This is a genomic window from Williamsia serinedens, from assembly GCF_024171725.1.
Classification (GTDB): Bacteria; Actinomycetota; Actinomycetes; order Mycobacteriales; family Mycobacteriaceae; genus Williamsia_A; species Williamsia_A serinedens.
The window spans coordinates 20963-41245 of sequence record NZ_JAMTCG010000001.1; the positions used below are offsets into that span (position 1 = coordinate 20963).

A 20283-nucleotide genomic window follows, 5' to 3' on the forward strand; every position below is an offset into this window, starting at 1 on the left:
CGTCACGTGGCACAGTGAACGGCATGCGAGTGACCGTCCTGGGGAGCTCGGGGAGCGTCGTCGGCCCCGAGAGTGCGGCATCGGGGTATCTGCTCACCGTCGACGGTCACCAGCCGGTGGTCCTCGACTTCGGGCCGGGGGTGCTGGGGGCGTTGCAGCGCGTGCACGACCCCAACGACGTCACGGTGATGCTCAGTCACCTGCACGCCGACCACTGCCTGGACCTGCCCGGTCTGCTGGTGTGGCGGCGCTACCACCCGGTGCCGGCGTCGGTGAAGGTCGCGCTGTGGGGACCCGACGGCACGGGCACCCGTATCGGCGCCGCCTCGTCGGAGTACGCGGGGCAGGTCGACGACATCTCCGACACCTTCGACGTGCACCACTGGGCCGACGGCGACACCGTCGACATCGGTCCGCTCTCGGTGACACCGCATCGGGTGCTGCACCCGCCGGAGACCTACGGGTTGCGGATCGTCGGACCCGACGACCGGGTCCTGGCGTTCAGCGGGGACACCGCGGAGTGTGACGCCGTGGTCGACCTCGCCCGCGACGCCGACGTGTTCCTTTGCGAGGCGTCGTGGACCCATGCGCCCGACGAGCGTCCCCCGGGCCTGCACCTGTCGGGTACCGAGGCCGGCCGGATCGCGGCCCGCGCCGGCGCGAAGTCGCTGGTGCTGACCCACATCCCGCCGTGGACACCGGTCGAGGACGTCGTCGCCGAGGCGAAGGCGGAGTACGACGGCCCGCTGGACGTCGCCCGGCCCGGTCGCGTCTTCGGGATCTGAGGCACCCACCCCGACCCGTCGGCCCGACGGGCCCGCGGTGGAGGCGATCGCGTCGTTAGAGTGGCCGCGTGAGTAGACGAGCAGACGGACGCACCGACGACGAGATGCGGCCCATCCGCATCACCCGTGGATTCACCGACCACCCCGCCGGGTCGGTGCTCGTCGAGTTCGGCAGCACCCGCGTGATGTGCACCGCGAGCGTCGAGGAGGGTGTGCCGCGGTGGCGTCGCGGATCGGGGCTGGGTTGGTTGACCGCCGAGTACGCGATGCTGCCCGCCGCCACCCACACGCGGTCGCAGCGCGAGTCGGTCAAGGGCAAGGTCGGCGGCCGTACCCAGGAGATCAGCCGACTCATCGGCCGGTCGCTGCGCGCCTGCATCGACCTGGCGGCGCTGGGGGAGAACACGATCGCCCTCGACTGCGACGTCCTGCAGGCCGACGGCGGGACCCGGACCGCCGCGATCACCGGGGCCTACGTTGCCCTCGTCGACGCGGTCGCGCTGCTCAACGAACGCGGACTGCTCGCCGATCCGCAGCCGATCTCCTGTGCCATCGCCGCGGTCAGCGTGGGGGTGGTCGACGGGCGTGTCCGTCTCGACCTGCCCTACGAGGAGGACTCCCGCGCCGAGGTCGACATGAACGTCGTCGCCACCGACGCCGGCACCCTGGTGGAGATCCAGGGCACGGGCGAGGGCGCCACGTTCGCACGCGCGACGCTGGACAAGATGCTCGACATGGCGGCCATCGGCACCGAGCGGCTGTTCGAGGCGCAGCGCGAGGCACTCGGCGCGCCGTCGCCGGCCGCGCCCGGCGTGTGACCGGGCCGACCGCGACGACGCTGCTCGTCGCCAGTCGCAACGCCAAGAAGCTCACCGAGCTCCGGCGCCTGGTCGTCTCCGAGGGGATCGAGGACGTGACGGTGATCGGCCTCGACGAGGTGCCCGCCTTCCCCGAGACCCCGGAGACCGGCGCGACCTTCGAGGACAACGCGCTCGTGAAGGCGGTCGACGGGTGTGCCGCGACGGGTTTCGCCTGCCTCGCCGACGACTCGGGCCTCGAGGTGGATGCGCTGCGCGGGATGCCCGGCGTGCTCAGCGCCCGGTGGTCGGGCCGGCACGGCGACGACGAGGCCAACCTGCGCCTGCTGCTCGGCCAGATGTCCGACGTCCCCGAGGAGCGTCGCGGTGCCGCGTTCGTCTCGGCCTGCGCGCTGGTGACGCCGTCCGGCGGGCAGCACGTGGTGCGGGGCGAGTGGCGGGGCCGGATCGTCCGGGAACCGCTCGGGCACAACGGCTTCGGCTACGACCCGATCTTCGTCCCCTCCGACGACGCGATGTCGGGTGGTTCGGTCGCCGGCCGGACCGCCGCGCAACTCGCACCGGCCGAGAAGGACGCGATCAGTCACCGCTCCCGCGCGCTGGAGCAGCTGCTGCCGGTCCTGCGTGACCTCGGCGCGGGGGCCTGACGGGCGGCGACCGCGGGGGTCAGACGTCGAACTGGGCGCGGACCTCGCGGGTGCGGATGTGCTCTACGTAGAACGACAGGAACGGGATGGTGCCCGCGATGAGGGTGACCACCGTCTTGCCGATCGGCCACCGGACGCGGATGGACAGATCGATCGCCATGATCAGGTACACGAAGTAGACCCAGCCGTGCACGATCGGCACGAAGTCGAGCGAGTCGACGCCGAAGCCGTACTTGAGGATCAACTCGACGACGAGCAGCAGCAGCCACAGACCGGTCACCCACGCGAGCACGCGGTAACGCAGGAGAGCGCCGCGGATCTTGGACGCGGGCTGGGTCACGGGCTTGGCCGTCGTGACGGGATCGGTACTGCTCACACGAACTCCTGAATCGACTCGACGTCCGAGGTCACCGCGCGTCGCGCCGTGCCAGTTCGGACAGGTAGCGGTTGTACTCCGCGTGCGCGCGGTCCTCCGGCGACGCGTCGTCGTCGACCTCGTCGACCTTGTCGACCGCACCGGTCCGCGCCGCCGGCCGCGGGGGCAGGACGTCGGGACGGATCTCCGTCGCACCGCGGGTGGCGGGATCGAGTTTGGCGACCTCCTCGGGGTCGCTCTCCAACACCACGAACCGCCGGTAGGCGTAGACGACGAAGGCCGCGAACGCCGGCCACTGCAGCGCGTAGCCCAGGTTCTGGCCGGTACCGTCGGTCGACTCGAACCGGGTCCACTGCCACCAGGCGAGGCCCAGACAGGCCACGAACGCGACCACGACCAGCACGATGAGTGCCGGCCGGTGTCGGCGACGGTGCGGACTGCTCACGAGACGACGGTACCGCGCGGACGGATCCCGGCGGCCGACCGCTAGGGTGGCGCTGCACACGCGCGAGTGGCGGAACTGGCAGACGCGCTGGATTTAGGTTCCAGTGGGGCAACCCGTGGGAGTTCGAGTCTCCTCTCGCGCACTCCGCGACACCGTCACCGTCCGCGCGTCCACGGCTGTGTCCTTCCCCAACGTTCCCGGAGCACTGCGCCGGATCACACCTCACCGTGTCACGCTCACGCGGCGACGGCCGTCGACGGCGACGGCGGGCGAGAGGGGATCGGGTGTCGGTGACCGACGTCGAGGTCGTGATCGTGGGGGCCGGGTTGTCCGGCATCGGGGCGGCGCACCACGTCCGTGAGGCCGTCGGTGACAGCTTCGTCGTCCTCGAGTCCCGACGACGGATCGGTGGCACCTGGGACCTGTTCCGCTACCCGGGCGTGCGCTGCGACTCCGACATGCACAGCCTGAGCTACCGCCATCACCGCTGGACCGACTCCGACTCCATCGTCTCCGGTGACCGCATCCGCGAGTACATCGAGTCGAGCGCGCGCCGGGACGGCACGCTCGACCACATCCGGTTCGGTCACCGCGTCACCGGAGCCGACTTCGACTCCTCGACCGGCAGGTGGACCGTCACGGCGACCACCGAGGACGACCCCGAGCCGGTCGTCGTCCGCGCACGCTTCCTCTACCTGTGCACCGGCTATTACGACCACGCCCGCGGCCACGAACCGCACATCCCAGGACTCGACGACTTCGCCGGGCCGGTGGTGCACCCGCAGCACTGGCCGCAGGACCTCGACCTCACCGGCAAGCGGGTGGTGGTCGTCGGCAGCGGCGCCACCGCGATCACCGTCGTACCGGCACTGGCGCAGACCGCTGCGCACGTGACGATGCTGCAGCGGTCACCGACGTACGTGATGTCGTTCCCGAGTCGCGACGCCGCCGACGAGCGGCTCGCGCGACTCGTCGGACGCCGCACGGCGTCCGCGGTGACGCGAGTGAAGAACATCGCCATCGACACGGCGCTATACCAGGCCTGCCGTCGGTGGCCCGATCGCATGCGCGGCGTGATCCGGAAGGAGAACGCCGCCCAGCTCCCCGCCGACTTCGACCTCGACCGGCACTTCACGCCGCGCTACGACCCATGGGACCAGCGCATGTGTCTCGCGCCCGACGGAGACCTCTTCCGCGCTCTGTCGGACGGGTCCGCCTCGGTCGTCACCGACACCATCGACCACGTCCGCCCCGACGGCGTCGTCGTCTCCTCGGGGGAACTCGTCCCCGCCGACGTGGTCGTCACCGCGACGGGTCTGCAGATGCTCGCGTTCGGTCGCGTGACGCTGTCGGTCGACGGCGTCGAGACGCCTGTCTCCGAGACCCTCTCCTACAAGGGGATGATGCTGAGCGGCCTGCCGAACCTCGTGTTCACCATCGGGTACACGAACGCGTCGTGGACGTTGAAGGCCGATCTCGTCGGCGAGCACTTCCGACGCCTGGTGCGCCACATGCGGCGGCACGGCCACGACACCTTCGTGCCCGTGGCGCCGACGGGGGTGCGCAGGGAGCCGCTGCTCGACTGCCGGGCGAACTACATCGTCCGGTCGATCGACACCTTCCCGCGGGCCGGAGGACGCGCGCCCTGGCAGCTGGGGATGAACTACTACCACGACGTACTCATCCTGCGGCGCCGCCGCGTCGCCGATCCTGCGCTGCGATTCGGGCGGATCGCCCGCACCGAGCGGGCCGCGGTGGGGACCGAGGCGCAGGTGGCGGTCTCCTAAGCTGAGGCGATGACCAGCGAGCCCCGTCGGATCGACATCACGCTGCCGGAACTGCGAGTCGCGGCGCTGACCTGGGGCCCGCAGGACGGGCCGCTCGCGATCCTTGTGCACGGTTACCCCGACTCCGCGTGGTCGTGGCGGCACCTCGGGCCCGCGCTCGCCGACCGTGACTTCCGCGTCGTGGCACCGTTCAGCCGCGGGTACGCGCCCAGCGACATCCCCGACGACGGCGACTACCACGTCGGAGCGCTCATGCACGACGTGATCGGGGTGCACCGGGAGCTCGGCGGGAACGAGCAGGCCGTCCTGGTCGGCCACGACTGGGGTGCCGTCACCGCCAACGGGATAGCGGCGTGGCCGAGATCGCCGTTCCGGCGGGTGGTGTCGATGGCGGTGCCACCGGTGCCGGCGATGACCCGGTCCGTCGCGTCCCCGGCGGAGACCGTGCGGATGCTCGCCCGCCAGGCTCGGATGAGCTGGTACATGGCGTTCAACCAGGTGCCCCGCGTCGCCGAGTCGTCCCTCGACCGCCTCATACCGCGGCTGTGGCGCGACTGGTCCCCGGGGCACGACCCCAGCGGCGACCTCCCGCACGTCTTCGACTCGCTCCCCGACGCGGCACATCGTCGCGCGGCGCTCGGGTACTACCGCGCGCAGGTGCGCCCGCGTCGCCCGGCGGCGAGATACCGCGAGCTGCAGGATTTCTGGCTGAAAGGTCCGGTGGTCCCGATGCTCTACCTGCACGGTGCCGACGACGGCTGCATGCAGGTCGGCTACACGCGCGGTGTGCGCGACGTGCTGCCCGAGGGGAGTGCCGTCGAGATCGTCCCCGACGCAGGGCATTTCCTGCAGGTCGAACGACCCGAGGAGGTCAACCGACTGGTGCTCGACTTCCTCGGGTCGCCCTGACGCGGTGCCGGCGGGGACTCAGTCGACCTGCATCTCGCCCATCGGGCCCCATCCGTCGGCGCCGATCTTCTCGCTGATGATCTTCGGCGTGCGGGCCAGGTACTGCGGGAGTTCGTCGACAGCTTTCCTGAAGTGGTCGCTGCCCACGTGCGCCTCGGCGCCGTCGTCGGCGAACCCCTCGGTCAGCACGTACTCGTTCGGGTCGTCGAGGCTGCGGGCCCAGTCGAAGAAGAGGTTGCCCTCCTCGGCGCGGGTGCCGGCGGTGAACTCGGCGACCAGCGACGGCCACTCGTCGGCGTGCTCGGGCTTCACCGGGAACTTGACGACGATGAAGATCACTGTGGGGCTCCTTGCGGTTCGATGCGTGCGGGGTGGACGTCGGCCGTGATCACGGGGTGAGGATGGCGCGTCCGCGGACGTTGCCGGCCCCGAGATCGTCGATGGCCCTCTGGAAGTCGTCGAGCGGGTACTTCGCCGTGTGGAGCACCACCGACCCCCGGGCGGCCAACTGCATCAGATCACAGAGGTCGTTGTAGGAACCGACGAGGTTGCCGACGACGTTCTTCTCCTCGGAGATCAGGTCGATCGTGGGGACGTCGACGTTCTCGCCGTACCCGACGACGTGGTAGTCGCCGGCTCGGCGCGTCATCGCCAGACCCTCTGCGGTGGTGCCGTTCTCGCCGACGAAGTCGACGACGACCTCGGCGCCGTGCCCGCCGGTCAGCTCGAGCACCTGCTCGACCTGGCTGCCGTCGGCGACGACGCCCCGATCGGCGCCGATCGACTCCGCGAGCTTGAGAGCCTGCTCGTTGCGGTCCACGACGATCAGCTCGGCGGGCGTGAGCGCCTTGAGCACCTGGATGCCGATGTGGCCCAGACCGCCTGCGCCGATCACCACGCACCGGTCCCGGGGCGTCAGGCGCCTCGCCGCCTTGGCCGCCGCGTGGTAGGCGGTCAGGCCGGCGTCGGCGAGGGCCGCGACGTCCGCGGGTTCCAGGGCGTCGTCGATCTTCACGACGCTGCGGGCGGAGGTCTTGATGTAGTCCGCGTAGCCGCCGTGGGTGTCGATGCCCGGGAAGGCGTTGGCCTCGCAGTGCACGTCGTCCCCCGAGCGGCACGCCCGGCACAGGCCGCACGTGATGAGGGGATGGAGGATCACCTTGTCGCCCTCGGCGACGTGGGTGACCGCCGACCCGACGGCGTGCACCCAGCCCGCGTTCTCGTGTCCGATCGTGTACGGCAGTGCGACACCGGACTTCTCGGCCCACTGGCCCTCGAGGATGTGGATGTCGGTGCGGCACACCCCCGCTCCGCCGATCTTGACCACCACGTCGAACGGTCCTGTCGGTTCCGGCACGGGCAGCTCGGTCATCTCCAGGTCCTGGTGGTAGCCGACCACCTGGACGGCGCGCATCGTGGACATCGGTGTCTCCGGTTCTGTTCTGGGTGTCGGGGTCAGGAGCCGCGCACGGTGAGCGCGGTGAGCGGGACGAAGGTGGGGTCGGGGGGTTCGTCGGCGTAGCGCGTACCGAGGAGCCCTTTGCACCAGTGGGCGTTGCCGTCGATGGAGATCCGGGTGGAGCGCGCCCGACGCAGTGCGTGGGACACCGCGTCGGGCGCGTACCCGTTCCCGTCGGGATCGACGAGAACCAGATCGGACTCGGCCGTGCCCAGTCCGATCGCCCGGCGTCGACGGACCAGCGACCGCTTCGTGTCGTCGTCGGGGAGTCCGGTGAGCCGGACGTCGCCGAGGTCCGTCTCGGCGAGCGTCGGGTCGGCGCGCAGCAGCCCGGTGAGACAGCGCTCCATCGCCGCGGTGTGTGCCTTGCGGCGGAACGTCTCGCGGAGCTCCTCGAGGTCGGTGTCGGCCTCGTGGCGGAACGTGCCGCGGTAGCCGGCGTCGGCGGCGAGGCCGGCGTTGATGATGTCGGAGTCGTGGTGGTCGTCGAGTTCGACGGTCACGTCCGTCGTCCAGGGCAGACCGACGACGGCGTCCTTGGCGTCCGACGCCATCAGGTACGCGAAGTTGGGGGCGCAGAACGACGTCGGGAGTCGCAGGTGGACCTCGACGGCCCCCTCATCGCTCACGTCGATCGACCGCACGAACCCCAGATCGGTGATCGGTTCGTCGAGTTCGGGGTCGATGACGTGGTCGAGAACGCCACGCACGTCGGCGTGCCGCGCCTGGTCGAGCGACACCCGGTCGGTGGTGGGCGCACTCATGAGGCACCCACCATCTCGTCGGCGCCGCGCGGACCGGTGGCGGTCTCGTCGGCGTCCGGGAGCTGCAACTCCGCCGGCACCGGGATGTCGTAGAGCTTCGCGGCGTTCAGACCGAGGATCTTCTTCTTCTGTTCGGTCGTGATCGCCGGGTATTCGCTCAGCTCGTCGGGGATCTGGAAGTCGACGAACGTCTCCACCAGCCACCTCGGCGTCCACAACGCGTAATCGGACGAGAAGAAGATCCGGTCCTCGCCGAGCCAGTACAGGAGCTCGCCCATGATCTGCGCGAAGTACTTCGGGCGGGTGTGCATGAACGGGATGGCCACGGCCAGACCGGCGTAGACGTTCGGCTCCTGGGTGGCGATCCAGCAGAAGTCCTCGAGCCGGGGGAGACCGCAGTGCTCCACCACGAAGTTCAGGTCGGTGAAGTCCGAGGCGACGTGGTCGACGTCGGCGACGTCGAACGCATCCCGGTCGAGCGGGCGGATGGTGGGTCCCTTGTGCACGTGGATGTTGCGGATGCCGAGCTCCCGGCACTCCTGGAAGTAGCGGTAGGCCCACGGGTCGTCGAGTTTGTACCCGCGGGATTCGCCGTGCCACTCGGCGGTGTACAGCTTCACGCCCTTCAGCTGGTACTTCTCCGCGTCGCGCCGCAGCTGATCGAGGCCGGCCTCGCCGTTGCGCGGGTCGAAGTGGTGGTTGTAGGTCAGCTTGTCCGGGTGGGCGGCGGCGAGCTGCGACGCCTCCTCGGTCTGTCCGAATCCGCGGTGGTAGAACTCGCCGAGGTGGGCGGGCTGGAAGATCGCGTGGTCGACGTGACCGACCTCGAAGATGTCGTGCATCAGCCGCTCGCCGCCCTGGTAGAGGTACTCCTCGTAGCCCCACAGCTCCGACTCCGGCGACAGGTTGCGGTGGTAGTCGTAGAAGCAGTCGATGAACTGCTTGCCGTGGATGTTGCGCTGGTTCTCGGCGCGAGCATCCCAGAGCGCGATGTGCGCGTCGACGACGAAGTAGTCGGCGTCCGGTGTGTGATACATGTCGACCTCCCTGGTGCATGTGATGAGTGCCACACGTCTGAGAGCGACCGTAGGGAGCGTCGGACCCGTGATCGAGGGGGCGACCGTCTCAGTTTGAGACACCCTCTGACCTGCCGAGTCCGTCCGGATCCGGCATCAGGCACCCGTGCGGCGGCCGCGTGGACGGGTAACGTGGGTCACATCCGGGAGGGGTGATGGACGTGGCTCGACCGCCGGGATCTCGGCGCGACCTCGCGCGGCTCGGCGCGCCGTCCGGCGGGCGCCGTCTGCTCGCCTCGTGGCAGCGGTCGGCGGAGTACGGGGTCGCCGACGACGCGGTCACGCCCGCGTTCACCGGTACACACGACCTGGACTCGCTGTTCTGCGCATGCGGCACAGAGGTGCTCACCGACCTCTCGCACACGCTGTCGGGCGAGCCCGTCGGACTGATGCTGACCGACCCCGACGGTGTCGTCCTGCACCGGGCGAGCGGGGACACGTCTCTGCTCGGCGCACTCGACGACGTGCGCCTCGCGCCGGGGTTCGCCTACTCCGAACGCGAGGTCGGCACCAACGGACTGGGGCTGGCGCTCGCCGATCGTGCGCCGACCCTGGTGCGCGCGGAGGAGCACTACGCGCAGAACCTCAGCAGCTTCACCTGCGCCGCGGTCCCGGTGATCGACCCGGCGTCCGGGCGGGTGGAGGGTTGCGTCAACCTGACGACCTGGTCGCGGTCGTCGCCGGATCTGCTGCTGGCCCTGGCCCGGTCCGCGGCCGGGACCACCGCGGCCCTGATGGGCGCCCGGTCGACGGGCCGGCGGGCGCGGCGCACCCCGCGGGGGACGGTCATGCGCATCGACCTGCCGTGCCTCGAGCCCGGGGCGGGCACGCTGCGCGGGTTGTCGCCGCAGTGGTGCGCGGTGGTCGATCACGTCGAGCGCGGGCTGCGGGCCGGCCACGTCGTCGCCACGGTGGGTGAACGCGGGTCCGGTCGCGCCACCGCGCTGGCCCAGGCCGCGCGGCGCGTCCGCCCGCGAGACCGCATCCTGTCCGCTGCCCCGCCGGCGACCGGCGACGTCGTCACCTGGCTCGACCTGTGGCTGCCGGAGGTGGGCAAGGACCACACCGCGGTGATCGTCCGTGACGTCGACAGGCTGCCGGACTGGGTGGCGGTCCGGCTCGGCGACGTGCTGCGTCGCCGACCGGCGGGTGAGGTACCGGTGGTTCTCACCGCCGACCGCCTCGAAGACGTGCCGATGGCGTTGAGGTCGGCGATCGACGTCATCGTCGACGTTCCGCCGTTGCGGGACCGGCCCGACGACATCGTCCCGCTCGCAGCACATCTCGCGGAGTCGGCGCGGGGACGGCCGGTGCCCGTCCTGCCGGCCGCACAACGCGCACTGCAGTCCTACGACTGGCCCGGCAACGTCACCGAACTCGCCGACGTGGTCCGTGCGGCCGCGCTGCGGGGGGACCGTGTCGACGTGGGTTCCCTGCCGTCCGACGTCCTCGCCGGCGGCGGTCGACGCCTGTCCCGCATCGAGGCATTCGAGCGCGGCGAGATAGTGCGGGTCCTCGCGTCGGGGCCGCCCAGCATGGGCGACGCCGCGCGGACGCTGGGGATGAGCCGGGCGACCCTCTACCGCAAGATCTCCCACTACGGCATCACGACCGAGGTGGGTGCCTGACCAGGGTCATGGCACCCACCTCGTGGGGTCGTGCGTCACCGGGCGTCGTCCCGGTGGGAGGGGTCTACTTGGTGTAGAGCTTCTCGATCTCGGCGCCGTGCGCCTCGTGGATCACGTTGCGCTTCAGCTTCATCGTCGGCGTGATCTCACCGGACTCGATGGTGAAATCACTGTCGAGGATGGTGAACTTCTTGATCTGCTCCGCCTTGGACACCTTCGTGTTGGCCTGCTTGACCGCCTCGTCGATCTCCGCGCGGAGATCGTCGTTCTTCGCGAGGTCGGCGATCGAGGTGTCGGCGGGCAGCGAGTGGCGTTCCAGCCAGCCCGGCGCGGCCTCGGCGTCGAGGGTGATCAACGCGGCGATGAACGGCTTGTTGTCGCCGACGACGAGGCACTGGCTCACCATCGGGTGTGCGCGGATGGAGTCCTCGAGCGGGGCGGGGGAGACGTTCTTGCCGCCGGCGGTGACGATGAGCTCCTTCTTGCGGCCGGTGATCTTGAGGTAGTCGTCCTCGAGCGTGCCGATGTCGCCGGTGCGGAACCACTCACCGTCGAAGGTGTCCTTGGTGGCCTCCTCGTTGTGCCAGTACCCGGAGAACACCATGGGGCCCTTGAGGAGCACCTCGCCGTCGTCGGCGATCTTGACCGCGGCGCCCGCGACGGGCCGCCCGACCGTGCCGACACGCTGGGCCTCGGGCGAGTTCACCGTGACGGCGGCGGTCGTCTCGGTGAGGCCGTAGCCCTCGTACACCGGGATGCCGATGCCGCGGAAGAAGTGGCCGAGGCGCTCACCGAGCGGGGCGCCACCGGAGATCGCGTCCTCGCACTGTCCGCCGAGGGCCGCGCGCAGCTTGGAGTAGACGAGCTTGTCGAACACGGTGTGCTTGGCCTTCAGGACGAGACCGGCGCCGCCGGCGTCCAGCGCCCGTGAGTACTCGATGGCGGTGTCGGCCGCGCGGTCGAAGATCTTGCCCTTGCCCCCGTCGTGGGCCTTCTGCTTGGCGCTGTTGTAGACCTTCTCGAACACGCGCGGCACCGACAGGATGTAGCTGGGCTGAAACTTCTCGAAGTCGCTCAACAGGTTCGGGATGTCGTTGGTGTGGCCCAGCACCACGCCGCTCTCGATGGCGCCGACGGCCACCATGCGGGCGAACACGTGCGCGAGCGGCAGGAACAGCAGCGTCGAGCGCCCCTCGCCCATGACGTGCCCGAGGGTCTGCCGGACGCTCTCGCACTCGCCGAGGAAATTGGCGTGGGTCAGGGCCACGCCCTTGGGGTTGCCGGTGGTTCCCGACGTGTAGATCAGGGTCGCCATGTCCGAGGCGCTCATCCCCGCGCGGCGACGGTCGAGTTCGGCGTCGTCGACGTCGGCGCCGCGCTCGGCGAGGACACCGAGGACGTCGTCGTCGATGACGAGCGTCTCGCGCAGACCCGCGGCCTCGACGACCGCCGAGTGCTGCTCCTTCTGCTTCGTCGACTCGACCAGCAGCATCGTGGTGCCGGAGTCGGAGAGGATGTACTTCACCTGGTCCGACGCGGACGTCTCGTAGATCGCGACGGTCGCGCCCCCCGCGCGCCAGATCGCGTAGTCCAGGACGGTCCACTCGTAGCGGGTCGAGGACAGGATCGCGACGCGGTCGCCGGCGTCGACGCCGGACGCGATCAGACCCTTCGCGGTCGCGTCGACCTGATCGGCGAACTCCTTCGCGGTGACGTCGTTCCACCGGCCGTCGACGCGCCGCCGGAACAGCCGCAGCGAGCTGCGCTCCTCGCGCAGCCGGATCGGGCGGTCGACGATCGTGGTGTCGTCGTCCACGACGATCTCGTGGGGACTGGTCGCTGCTGCGGTCACGGGAGCCTCCGATCGTGAGTGGTCGTCCGCCCAGAAATCGGACAATCCGGTCCGGGCGACGATGTGACACAGATTACCCGCGCTCGGACACCGAGAACCGTAGCAACGGGTGATGGAACGGATCCGAGAGGGTGTGTCAGCCGGCACGCGCTCACGATGCGGGGTGGGAGGCCTCCGGCGACTAGAGTGCTCCGTGCAGGTCGGACACAGCTCACCGGGGGAACAGGGCACGGTCCGACGATTCGGATCGACGGCCGGGTGGCCGGGAACAGTGGTGGTGTGGCGTGGACGGCAGTGTGTCCGACGGGGCGAGAACAGACGACAGGGGCGGCGACGACGCCCCAGGCGTGACCTTCGCCGACCTCGACATCGCTTTCCCCGTCCTGCGGGCGCTCGAGGACGTCGGCTACGAGAGCCCGTCGCCCATCCAGGCCGAGACCATCCCGCCTCTGATGGCCGGTCGCGACGTCGTCGGCCTCGCCCAGACGGGTACCGGCAAGACCGCGGCGTTCGCCATCCCGGTGCTCTCCCGCATCACCGCCGAGGGCAAAGCGCCGAAGGCACTGGTGCTGGCGCCGACCCGCGAGCTCGCGCTGCAGGTGTCCGAGGCGTTCGGCAAGTACGCGGCGCACCAGCCCGACGTGCGGGTCCTGCCGATCTACGGCGGTCAGTCGTACAGCGTGCAGCTGTCCGGGCTGCGCCGCGGTGCGCAGATCGTGGTCGGCACGCCGGGCCGCATCATCGACCACCTCGACAAGGGCACCCTGGACCTCTCGCAGCTGGAGTTCCTCGTCCTCGACGAGGCCGACGAGATGTTGACGATGGGCTTCGCCGAGGACGTCGAGCGGATCCTCGCCGACACCCCGGACACCAAGCAGGTGGCCCTGTTCAGCGCGACGATGCCCAGCGGCATCCGACGGCTCGCGCAGAAGTACCTCGCGAACCCCGTCGAGATCACGGTGAAGGCCAAGACCGCGACCGCGCAGAACATCACGCAGCGCTACCTACAGGTGTCCCACCAGCGCAAGCTCGACGCGCTCACCCGTGTGCTCGAGGTCGAGTCGTTCGACGCGATGATCGTGTTCGTCCGCACCAAGTCCGCGACCGAGGAGCTCGCCGAGAAGCTGCGTGCCCGCGGGTTCTCGGCCGTCGCGATCAACGGTGACATCCCCCAGGCCCAGCGCGAGCGCACGATCGCGTCGCTGAAGAGCGGGTCGATCGACATCCTCGTGGCCACCGACGTGGCCGCGCGCGGACTCGACGTCGACCGCATCAGCCACGTCGTCAACTACGACATCCCGCACGACACCGAGTCCTACGTGCACCGCATCGGTCGCACCGGACGCGCCGGCCGGTCGGGGAACGCGCTGCTGTTCGTGTCCCCGCGGGAACGGCACATGCTGCGGTCCATCGAGCGCGCGACGCGACAGCCCCTCACCGAGATCGGTCTGCCCAGCGTCGACGACGTCAACGCGCAGCGCGTGGCGAAGTTCGGGGAGTCGATCACCGAGAACCTCGCCTCCGACCACCTGGCGACGTTCCGCAAGCTCGTCGAGGACTACGCCCGCGACAACGACGTGGCCATGGCCGACATCGCCGCCGCCCTCGCGCTGGAGACGCGCGACGGCGGGTTCTTCCTCACCCCCGACCCGCCCGCGGGGGACCGTCCGCAGCGTGGCGACCGTCCCGAGCGGCCACGCCGCGAGGGTCAGCCGCGGTTCGCGACCTATCGGATCGCGGTGGGGAAGCGGGACCGCGTGACGCCCGGCGCGATCGTCGGCGCGATCGCCAACGAGGGCGGTCTCACCCGTCAGGACTTCGGACACATCAGCATCCGCAACGAGTACAGCCTCGTCGAGCTGCCCGACGACCTGGGGCGCGAGACGCTCACCGCGTTGCGCTCGACGCGCATCAACAACAAGCCGATCAACATCGGACCCGACCAGGGGCCGCCCCGCCAGCGCTCGTCGGCGCGTGGTCACCGTGACGGGCCCGCCCGTCGAGGTGCGCCCAAGGTCGCGGGCCGCGGCGCACGGCGCTGATCGACGCGGTCCGTCCCTGGTCGGTCACGGCCGCGTAACACCGGGCACGCGTGGCACGACTCACCCACCGAAGACAGCTCGCATCCGCCGGTCGGGGCGAGGAGATCGGTACACGAGGATCGGTGAGTCCCCATGGGCATGGTGGATCGCATCTCGGCGACGGAAGCCGCCGAACACACGCAGCAGGGACAGGCGGTCGTGCTCGACACGCGTCCGCAGGTCGTCCGACACCAGGGCTCGCTGCCCGGTGCCGTCGTGGTCGAGCCGACCGAGCTCGTCGACGCCCTCGCCCCCACGTCGCCCCGCCGGATGGCCTGCATCGCCGGCCTGGACACGGAGATCGCCGTGGTGTCGGTGCGCGCCCAGGCGCGGCGGATCGCCGAGCAGATCGCGGGCCTGGGGTACACCAACGTGCGCTGGGTCGACGGCGGGTACCCGGCCTTCTGGTCCGCCCTGCACGCGCGCTGAGGGCCCCGACCGGCTGGACGTGTCCCGACACCACCGGGGTGAGCGCTCCGTGCGTTGCGTGTCCGACCAGGTCACCAGGTAGCGTTCTACCTACTCGGGTCGAGTGTCGACCTGAGGTTGACCTCGAGGGAGAGCGACGACCTCGACCGACGGTGGTGCGGGCGAAGAGGACCTGATGACCGAAGCGATGTCCGGGGACGACCGGCGGGGCCGTGTGCTCCGCCTGCTGCAGTTCCTGCACGAGCTCGTCGCGGCCCGGTCGACCGTGGTCCGCGACGTCGGCGACCACCCGTCGGTGCTGTGGTTGGGCGACGAGTGGAACCTCCCGGTGAAGGCCAAGGCGGCCCCCGGGTCGACGCTGGTAGAGATCCGCGCCGACGGTTCCGCGCCCGACGCCTACGCGCTGGCCGCGACGATGCTCGACGACCTCGCCGAGCGCCCGGAGTCCCTGGAACTCGTGCTGGCCGCGGGTCTGCTCACGGTGTCCGACGCCGAGGCCCCCGAGACCGAGCCCACCATCAACCAGCATCTGCTCACGCAGGCGGTCGTCGCCGACCACGACCACTCCGCCGGGGTCGTCACCGTCCGCCTCGTCGGCGACTCGGTGCCGCGCCTGCAGGACGGACTCCTGCTCGGAGGTGTCGACGGCTTCGACCTCGGCCGGTCCGCGGCCGTGTCGGACGCGCTCGCCGGTGTGCCGTCGATCGTCGCGGCCGGCGTCGACGACATCCTCGACACCTGGCGCACCACGGTCGCCGCCGACGTCGACGGTGTCTCGATCGCCGCGCGGCCCGCGCTGGTGCTGCGCGACCGCGGTTCGAGCGCGGTGCTGGCCTACTACGAGACGATGATGGCCGCACTGCGCGACGACGCGGACGTCCCGATCGGACTCGCGCAGCTCGTCGAACCGATCGAGGCCCCCGAACGACTCGAACGGCTTGCGGCCAGTGGCGCGATGAGCGCCGGCGAACTCGTCGAGGACGCGCTGTACCCGCTGCCGTCGAACGTCGAGCAGCGCGACATCCTCGCCCAGCTCGGGGTCGACTCCGGCGTCGTCGTCGAGGGCCCTCCGGGGACCGGCAAGACGCACACCATCGCCAACCTGATGTCGGCGCTGTTGGCCAAGGGTCAGCGGGTGCTCGTCGTCAGCGAGAAGGCGCAGGCCCTGCAGGTGCTGCGCGACAAGCTCCCGGCCGAGCTGCGGGAGCTCGCCGTTGCCATCACCGACGTCACCAAGGACGGATCCGCGTCCCTGGCCGAGAGCGTCGCGGCCATCGCGGCCCGCAAGGGCACCTTCTCCGAGCGCGTGGCGACGTCGGAGATCAAGAACCTGCGGTCCAAGCGCGACCAGGCCCGGGCCAAGCGGGAACAGATCCTGCGGGAGATCTGGCAGCTGCGAGAGTCCGAGACCGAGAAGCACGAGTGGGTCGCGCCCGGCTACAGCGGCACCGCCGCGCAGATCGTGCGCGCCTGCCAGGACGTCGCCGACCGGTACGACTGGCTGCCCGGCCCGCTCGACTCGGTGCTGCCCCCGCTCGACACCGACGAGATGACCCGTCTGCTCACCCTCCTGCGCGAGCGCGACGACTCGTGGGCGCAGCGACTCGGTCAGCGACTGCCCGACCTCGAGGACCACCTGCCCGACTCGGTGGCGCTGGAGACGATCAGCGCTCGCGTGCGGGCACAACCGCACGAGAAGATGACGGGAAACGGGTCGCTGCTGGCGATCCTCGCCGACGTCGACAGCGCACGCCTCACCGCGATCAAGGCGCAGTGCGACCGACTCGCCGCGGCGGTGCGCGAGGTGCGCAGCTTCGATGCGCCGATGCAGGACATGACCGAGCGCCTGCTCTCGGGATCGGCTGCGTATTTGTGGAACCGGGTCACCCAGATCTCCGCGGTCATCGACGAGGCGACCCGGCGCGACGCGGCGATCGGCACCCACGACGTCGTCGTCGAGCCGATCACCCCGGGCGCGGCGGACGTCTTCGCCGACGCCGCCGAGCACCTCCGCTCCGGCGGTACCTGGCGTGGTCGCTTCCGCAAGTCCCCCCAGCAGAGGGCCGTCGAGGCGCTCGGCGTCACGGCCACCGTGGACGGTCGCCCGCCGACCGACGCCGACTCGCTCCAGATGGTCGCCGACCACCTCCGTGTGCTCGAGAACGTGTCGACGGTTCAGACGGTGCTCGCCGACGTCGAGGTCGACGTCGACACCTCCGGGTCGCGGTCGGCGCAGCTGGGCCGACTGGTCTCCCTGGACGAGCAGCTCGGCTGGGTCTCGGAACTGCTGACCGGGCGCGACGCACTGATCCGGCGACTCGAGTCGATCAGCCCGGGTGGTCCGCGCCCGAAGAGCGTCGACGAGGTCGAGGAGGTCGCCCGTCAGACCGGTGCCATCGCCGCGACGAACGACGCCGTGCTGGCGCGCCGCGAGCTGGAGGAGGCCGCACGCAGCCTCGCCGCCGAGACCGACCAGGGGCCCTCGGAGGAGGCCGACGCCCTGGTCGCCGCGCTCACCGCGGGCGACATCGACGCCATCAAGGACGCGCGCCGGGCCTTCAGCGTCGCGCGCGCCCAGCGGGACCGACAGGGAGCGCTGGACCTGCTCGAGCTGCGCCTCAAGCAGAAGGCGCCGGGACTGCACCGGGCCCTCGTCGACACCGCACAGGACTCCGCCTGGGATGCACGTCTCCGCGATCTGGGGGACGCGTGGTCGTGGCGTCGCGCGTACTCGTGGGCGCAGGAGCGCAGCGATCCCGACCGTGAGTCGCGACTCGCGGCCGACCTCGACTCGGTCGAAGCCGACATCGCCCACTTCACCGCGGGCCTGGCCGCGGCGGCGGCGTGGCGCGAGTGCCTCGAACACATGACCGTCACGCAGGTGCAGGCGCTGCAGTCCTACCGGGACCACATCACCAACCTGGGCAAGGGATCCGGCAAGCACGCCGAGCGGTTCCGCACCGCGGCGCGGTCGGCGATGACGCAGGCGCAGGGGGCCGTGCCGGCGTGGATCATGCCCATCTCGCAGGTGCTCTCCTCGATCGCGCCGGAGCAGAACTCCTTCGACGTCGTGATCGTGGACGAGGCCTCGCAGGCCGACATCACGAGCCTCTTCCTGCTGTGGCTCGCTCCGCGCGTCATCGTCGTCGGTGACGACCGTCAGTGTGCGCCCGGTGGTTTCGGCGGTGCCGGCCTCGACGAGATCTTCGCCAAGCTCGACAGCTACCTGCAGGACGTGCCGCAGTACATGCGCGACAGCCTGACCCCCCGGTCGAGTCTGTTCTCGATGCTGCGCACCCGCTTCGGGCACGTGGTGCGCCTGCGGGAGCACTTCCGGTCGATGCCGGAGATCATCGAGTACTCCTCGCGCCAGTTCTACCCGGACTCCCCACTGGTCCCGGTGCGACAGTTCGGCGCCGACCGTCTGCCGCCGCTGCGGTCGGTGTACGTCCCGGACGCCGTCGCGACGGGGGAGGGGTCCGCACTCACCAACGTCGACGAGGCCGATGCCCTCGTCGCACAACTGGTCTCGTGCCTGCGCGACGAGCGGTACGCGGGTCTGACGTTCGGCGTGGTGGTCCTGCAGGGTCAGCGTCAGGTCGACGTGATCACCCAGAAGCTGCGCTCGGCGATCGGCGTCGAGGAGTGGCACGAACGTGCCCTGCGCGTCGGCACCCCGCCGGACTTCCAGGGCGACGAGCGCCATGTCGTCTTCCTGTCGATGGTGGTGTCGACCGACCGCAACCCGGTGTCGTTGACGCGCAGCGAGTCCCAGCGGCGGTTCAATGTGGCCGCGTCCCGGGCGATGGAACAGGTGTGGCTGTTCCACAGCGTGGGCTCCGACGACCTGCGTCCCAACGACCTGCGGTACTCGCTCCTGACCTACCTCGAGCGCACCCAGAACGCCCTCGTGGACCCGATGCCGGCCGACATCGGGACCACCGAACGCGCCGAGCCGTTCGAGAGCCTCTTCGAGCAGCGGATCTTCGGTGAGCTGCGGGACCGCGGCTACCACGTCGTGCCGAAGGTGTCGGTCAACAACCGCGTCATCGACCTCGTCGTCACCGGCGCCGACGGGCGGCTCGCCGTCGAGTGCGACGGCGACGAGTTCACCAGCACCCCCGAACAGGCCCGCGCCGACATGGAACGCGAACGCGAGCTCCGCCGCTGCGGCTGGCGTTTCTGGCGGGTCCGCGAGTCGGAGTACCTCCTCGATCCCGAGCGCGCCCTGGCCGGGCTGTGGGCCGAGCTCGAGACCCGGGGCGTGCGTCCCGGGACCGTCGGGGCGACCGACGGGGTCGCGGTCGCGCAGCCCTGGGAACCGATCGACCTCGGCGGCGACTGACCGAGGGTCTAGGACACGATCGCGGCCCGGATGGCCGCGGCGGTGGCGTCCGGATCCGGATCGCGACGGGTCACGAACCCCTTGGCGAACGACAGCCGGTCACCGTGATGGCGTGGCACGACGTGCATGTGGGTGTGGAACACCGTCTGGAAGGCCGCACGCCCGTCGTTGAGGACGAGGTTCACGCCGTCGGCGGCGATGGTCGACGCACGCAGCGCCGCCGCGACGCGACTCGCGCCGGCGAGCACCGCGGCGCCGTCGTCGGCGGGCAGGCCGGCGAGGTCGGGGGTGTGGCGCCGGGGGATGACCAGGGTGTGGCCCGGCTTCACGGGTCGGATGTCGAGGAACGCGACGACGTCGTCGTCGGCGTAGACCTGCCGGGACGGGGAGACACCGTCCACGATCGCGCAGAAGACGCAGTCCATGGGCGCCAGCCTATGGAGCGTGTCGTCCTCGTCCGGACGCGACCCGAGCCGCTGCAGCGTCAGCTGGATCTCCTCGACCAGTTCGCGGGTTCGCCTGATCCGAAGAACTCGCGCGGTTCTCGTGTCCCCGCGCCGTCTTCGGCGCGAACCAGCGAGTTCGCCGCGGGTTCACGCCCCCCGTGCTCGATCCGCTCACGCTGTCGATCCGCGTCGGTCACGTGGCTCCGCGCGGTGCTTCGCGCGAGTTCAGATGCTGAAGGCGGGCTGTGCCGGTCCCGCATGAATCCGCGCCGTTCTGACCGATCTGCAGCCACCCCCCGGACCCGCGCCGATCTCCGGAATCCGCGCGAGGCTCGGCGCTGGTCGGCGTGCACGCCCCGGTTCGCGCGACGCACCCGTCCGGACGCGACCGGACTGCATCACGATTCGATAACGAACGCGGTCGCACGTCGTGATG

Annotated in this window: 17 protein-coding genes and 1 tRNA gene; 10 read left to right on the top strand and 8 right to left on the bottom strand. The window is 70.6% G+C overall.

Annotated elements, in window-relative coordinates; translation table 11 throughout:
• The first annotated feature begins 23 nt into the window (after positions 1 to 23).
• The 3 genes from LX12_RS00110 to LX12_RS00120 all read left to right on the top strand — a co-directional run bounded on the left by LX12_RS00110 (position 24) and on the right by LX12_RS00120 (position 2250).
• A complete protein-coding gene (locus LX12_RS00110; RefSeq protein ID WP_253652492.1) occupies positions 24 to 785 on the top strand; it encodes a cyclic nucleotide-degrading phosphodiesterase in 762 nt (253 codons plus the stop codon).
• Between the two features lie 68 nt (positions 786 to 853).
• A complete protein-coding gene (gene rph / locus LX12_RS00115) occupies positions 854 to 1603 on the top strand; it encodes a ribonuclease PH (RefSeq protein WP_253652493.1) in 750 nt (249 codons plus the stop codon).
• Positions 1600 to 2250 (top strand): non-canonical purine NTP pyrophosphatase, encoded by a 651-nt coding sequence (locus tag LX12_RS00120; RefSeq protein ID WP_253652494.1) that lies wholly within the window; start codon positions 1600 to 1602, stop codon positions 2248 to 2250. The genes rph and LX12_RS00120 overlap by 4 nt, the downstream gene beginning before the upstream one ends.
• Positions 2251 to 2269: 19 nt before the next feature.
• Here LX12_RS00120 and LX12_RS00125 read toward each other — a convergent pair whose 3' ends face one another.
• The gene (locus tag LX12_RS00125) at positions 2270 to 2626 is read right to left on the bottom strand and encodes a DUF3817 domain-containing protein (RefSeq protein WP_253652495.1); all 357 of its coding nucleotides are present in this window, start codon (positions 2624 to 2626) and stop codon (positions 2270 to 2272) included.
• Positions 2627 to 2657: 31 nt separating this feature from the next.
• Complete coding sequence (locus LX12_RS00130; RefSeq protein WP_253652496.1) at positions 2658 to 3071, bottom strand: transcriptional regulator; 414 nt, start codon at positions 3069 to 3071, stop codon at positions 2658 to 2660.
• A 60-nt stretch (positions 3072 to 3131) separates the two neighbouring features.
• Between LX12_RS00130 and LX12_RS00135 the strand changes: the two genes are divergently transcribed.
• From LX12_RS00135 to LX12_RS00145, 3 genes are all read left to right on the top strand, one after another.
• A tRNA-Leu gene (locus LX12_RS00135) sits at positions 3132 to 3213 on the top strand.
• Positions 3214 to 3361: 148 nt separating this feature from the next.
• Positions 3362 to 4858, top strand: coding sequence for a flavin-containing monooxygenase (locus LX12_RS00140; RefSeq protein WP_253652497.1), 1497 nt, complete (start codon positions 3362 to 3364; stop codon positions 4856 to 4858).
• A 9-nt stretch (positions 4859 to 4867) separates the two neighbouring features.
• Complete coding sequence (locus LX12_RS00145) at positions 4868 to 5767, top strand: alpha/beta fold hydrolase (RefSeq protein WP_253652498.1); 900 nt, start codon at positions 4868 to 4870, stop codon at positions 5765 to 5767.
• Positions 5768 to 5785: 18 nt separating this feature from the next.
• Here LX12_RS00145 and LX12_RS00150 read toward each other — a convergent pair whose 3' ends face one another.
• The 4 genes from LX12_RS00150 to LX12_RS00165 are packed head-to-tail and all read right to left on the bottom strand — an operon-like array spanning position 5786 to position 9027.
• Positions 5786 to 6106 carry a putative quinol monooxygenase gene (locus tag LX12_RS00150; RefSeq protein WP_253652499.1) on the bottom strand — a complete coding sequence of 107 codons (321 nt, stop codon included), beginning with the start codon at positions 6104 to 6106 and terminating at the stop codon, positions 5786 to 5788.
• A gap of 49 nt (positions 6107 to 6155) precedes the next feature.
• Complete coding sequence (locus LX12_RS00155; protein WP_253653110.1) at positions 6156 to 7181, bottom strand: NAD(P)-dependent alcohol dehydrogenase; 1026 nt, start codon at positions 7179 to 7181, stop codon at positions 6156 to 6158.
• A 41-nt stretch (positions 7182 to 7222) separates the two neighbouring features.
• The gene (locus LX12_RS00160; RefSeq protein ID WP_253652500.1) at positions 7223 to 7990 is read right to left on the bottom strand and encodes a metal-sulfur cluster assembly factor; all 768 of its coding nucleotides are present in this window, start codon (positions 7988 to 7990) and stop codon (positions 7223 to 7225) included.
• On the bottom strand, positions 7987 to 9027 hold the full coding sequence (locus tag LX12_RS00165; RefSeq protein ID WP_253652501.1) for an amidohydrolase family protein: 1041 nt from the start codon (positions 9025 to 9027) through the stop codon (positions 7987 to 7989). The genes LX12_RS00160 and LX12_RS00165 overlap by 4 nt, the downstream gene beginning before the upstream one ends.
• 200 nt (positions 9028 to 9227) lie before the next feature.
• Between LX12_RS00165 and LX12_RS22120 the strand changes: the two genes are divergently transcribed.
• The gene (locus LX12_RS22120) at positions 9228 to 10694 is read left to right on the top strand and encodes an AAA-type ATPase lid domain-containing protein (protein WP_253652502.1); all 1467 of its coding nucleotides are present in this window, start codon (positions 9228 to 9230) and stop codon (positions 10692 to 10694) included.
• Between the two features lie 64 nt (positions 10695 to 10758).
• Here the strand turns inward: LX12_RS22120 and LX12_RS00175 are convergent, their stop codons facing one another.
• Entirely contained in the window at positions 10759 to 12546 is a 1788-nt protein-coding gene (locus LX12_RS00175) for an AMP-dependent synthetase/ligase (RefSeq protein ID WP_253652503.1), read from the bottom strand.
• 347 nt (positions 12547 to 12893) lie between these two features.
• On the opposite strand from LX12_RS00175, the gene LX12_RS00180 reads away from it, so the two are divergent.
• The 3 genes from LX12_RS00180 to LX12_RS00190 all read left to right on the top strand — a co-directional run bounded on the left by LX12_RS00180 (position 12894) and on the right by LX12_RS00190 (position 19401).
• Complete coding sequence (locus tag LX12_RS00180) at positions 12894 to 14588, top strand: DEAD/DEAH box helicase (protein ID WP_253652504.1); 1695 nt, start codon at positions 12894 to 12896, stop codon at positions 14586 to 14588.
• 132 nt (positions 14589 to 14720) lie between these two features.
• Entirely contained in the window at positions 14721 to 15056 is a 336-nt protein-coding gene (locus LX12_RS00185) for a rhodanese-like domain-containing protein (RefSeq protein ID WP_253652505.1), read from the top strand.
• A gap of 175 nt (positions 15057 to 15231) precedes the next feature.
• The gene (locus LX12_RS00190; RefSeq protein WP_253652506.1) at positions 15232 to 19401 is read left to right on the top strand and encodes a PDDEXK-like endonuclease domain-containing protein; all 4170 of its coding nucleotides are present in this window, start codon (positions 15232 to 15234) and stop codon (positions 19399 to 19401) included.
• 8 nt (positions 19402 to 19409) lie between these two features.
• Here the strand turns inward: LX12_RS00190 and LX12_RS00195 are convergent, their stop codons facing one another.
• Positions 19410 to 19826 carry an HIT family protein gene (locus LX12_RS00195; RefSeq protein WP_253652507.1) on the bottom strand — a complete coding sequence of 139 codons (417 nt, stop codon included), beginning with the start codon at positions 19824 to 19826 and terminating at the stop codon, positions 19410 to 19412.
• Positions 19827 to 20283: the final 457 nt, after the last annotated feature.

Coding starts and splice junctions, on each gene's coding strand:
- LX12_RS00110 (WP_253652492.1), top strand. CDS start 24: ATGCGAGTGACCGTCCTGGGGAGCTCGGGGAGCGTCGTCGGCCCCGAG.
- LX12_RS00145 (WP_253652498.1), top strand. CDS start 4,868: ATGACCAGCGAGCCCCGTCGGATCGACATCACGCTGCCGGAACTGCGA.
- LX12_RS00155 (WP_253653110.1), bottom strand. CDS start 7,181: ATGCGCGCCGTCCAGGTGGTCGGCTACCACCAGGACCTGGAGATGACC.
- LX12_RS00160 (WP_253652500.1), bottom strand. CDS start 7,990: ATGAGTGCGCCCACCACCGACCGGGTGTCGCTCGACCAGGCGCGGCAC.
- LX12_RS00165 (WP_253652501.1), bottom strand. CDS start 9,027: ATGTATCACACACCGGACGCCGACTACTTCGTCGTCGACGCGCACATC.
- LX12_RS00185 (WP_253652505.1), top strand. CDS start 14,721: ATGGGCATGGTGGATCGCATCTCGGCGACGGAAGCCGCCGAACACACG.
- LX12_RS00190 (WP_253652506.1), top strand. CDS start 15,232: ATGACCGAAGCGATGTCCGGGGACGACCGGCGGGGCCGTGTGCTCCGC.
- LX12_RS00195 (WP_253652507.1), bottom strand. CDS start 19,826: ATGGACTGCGTCTTCTGCGCGATCGTGGACGGTGTCTCCCCGTCCCGG.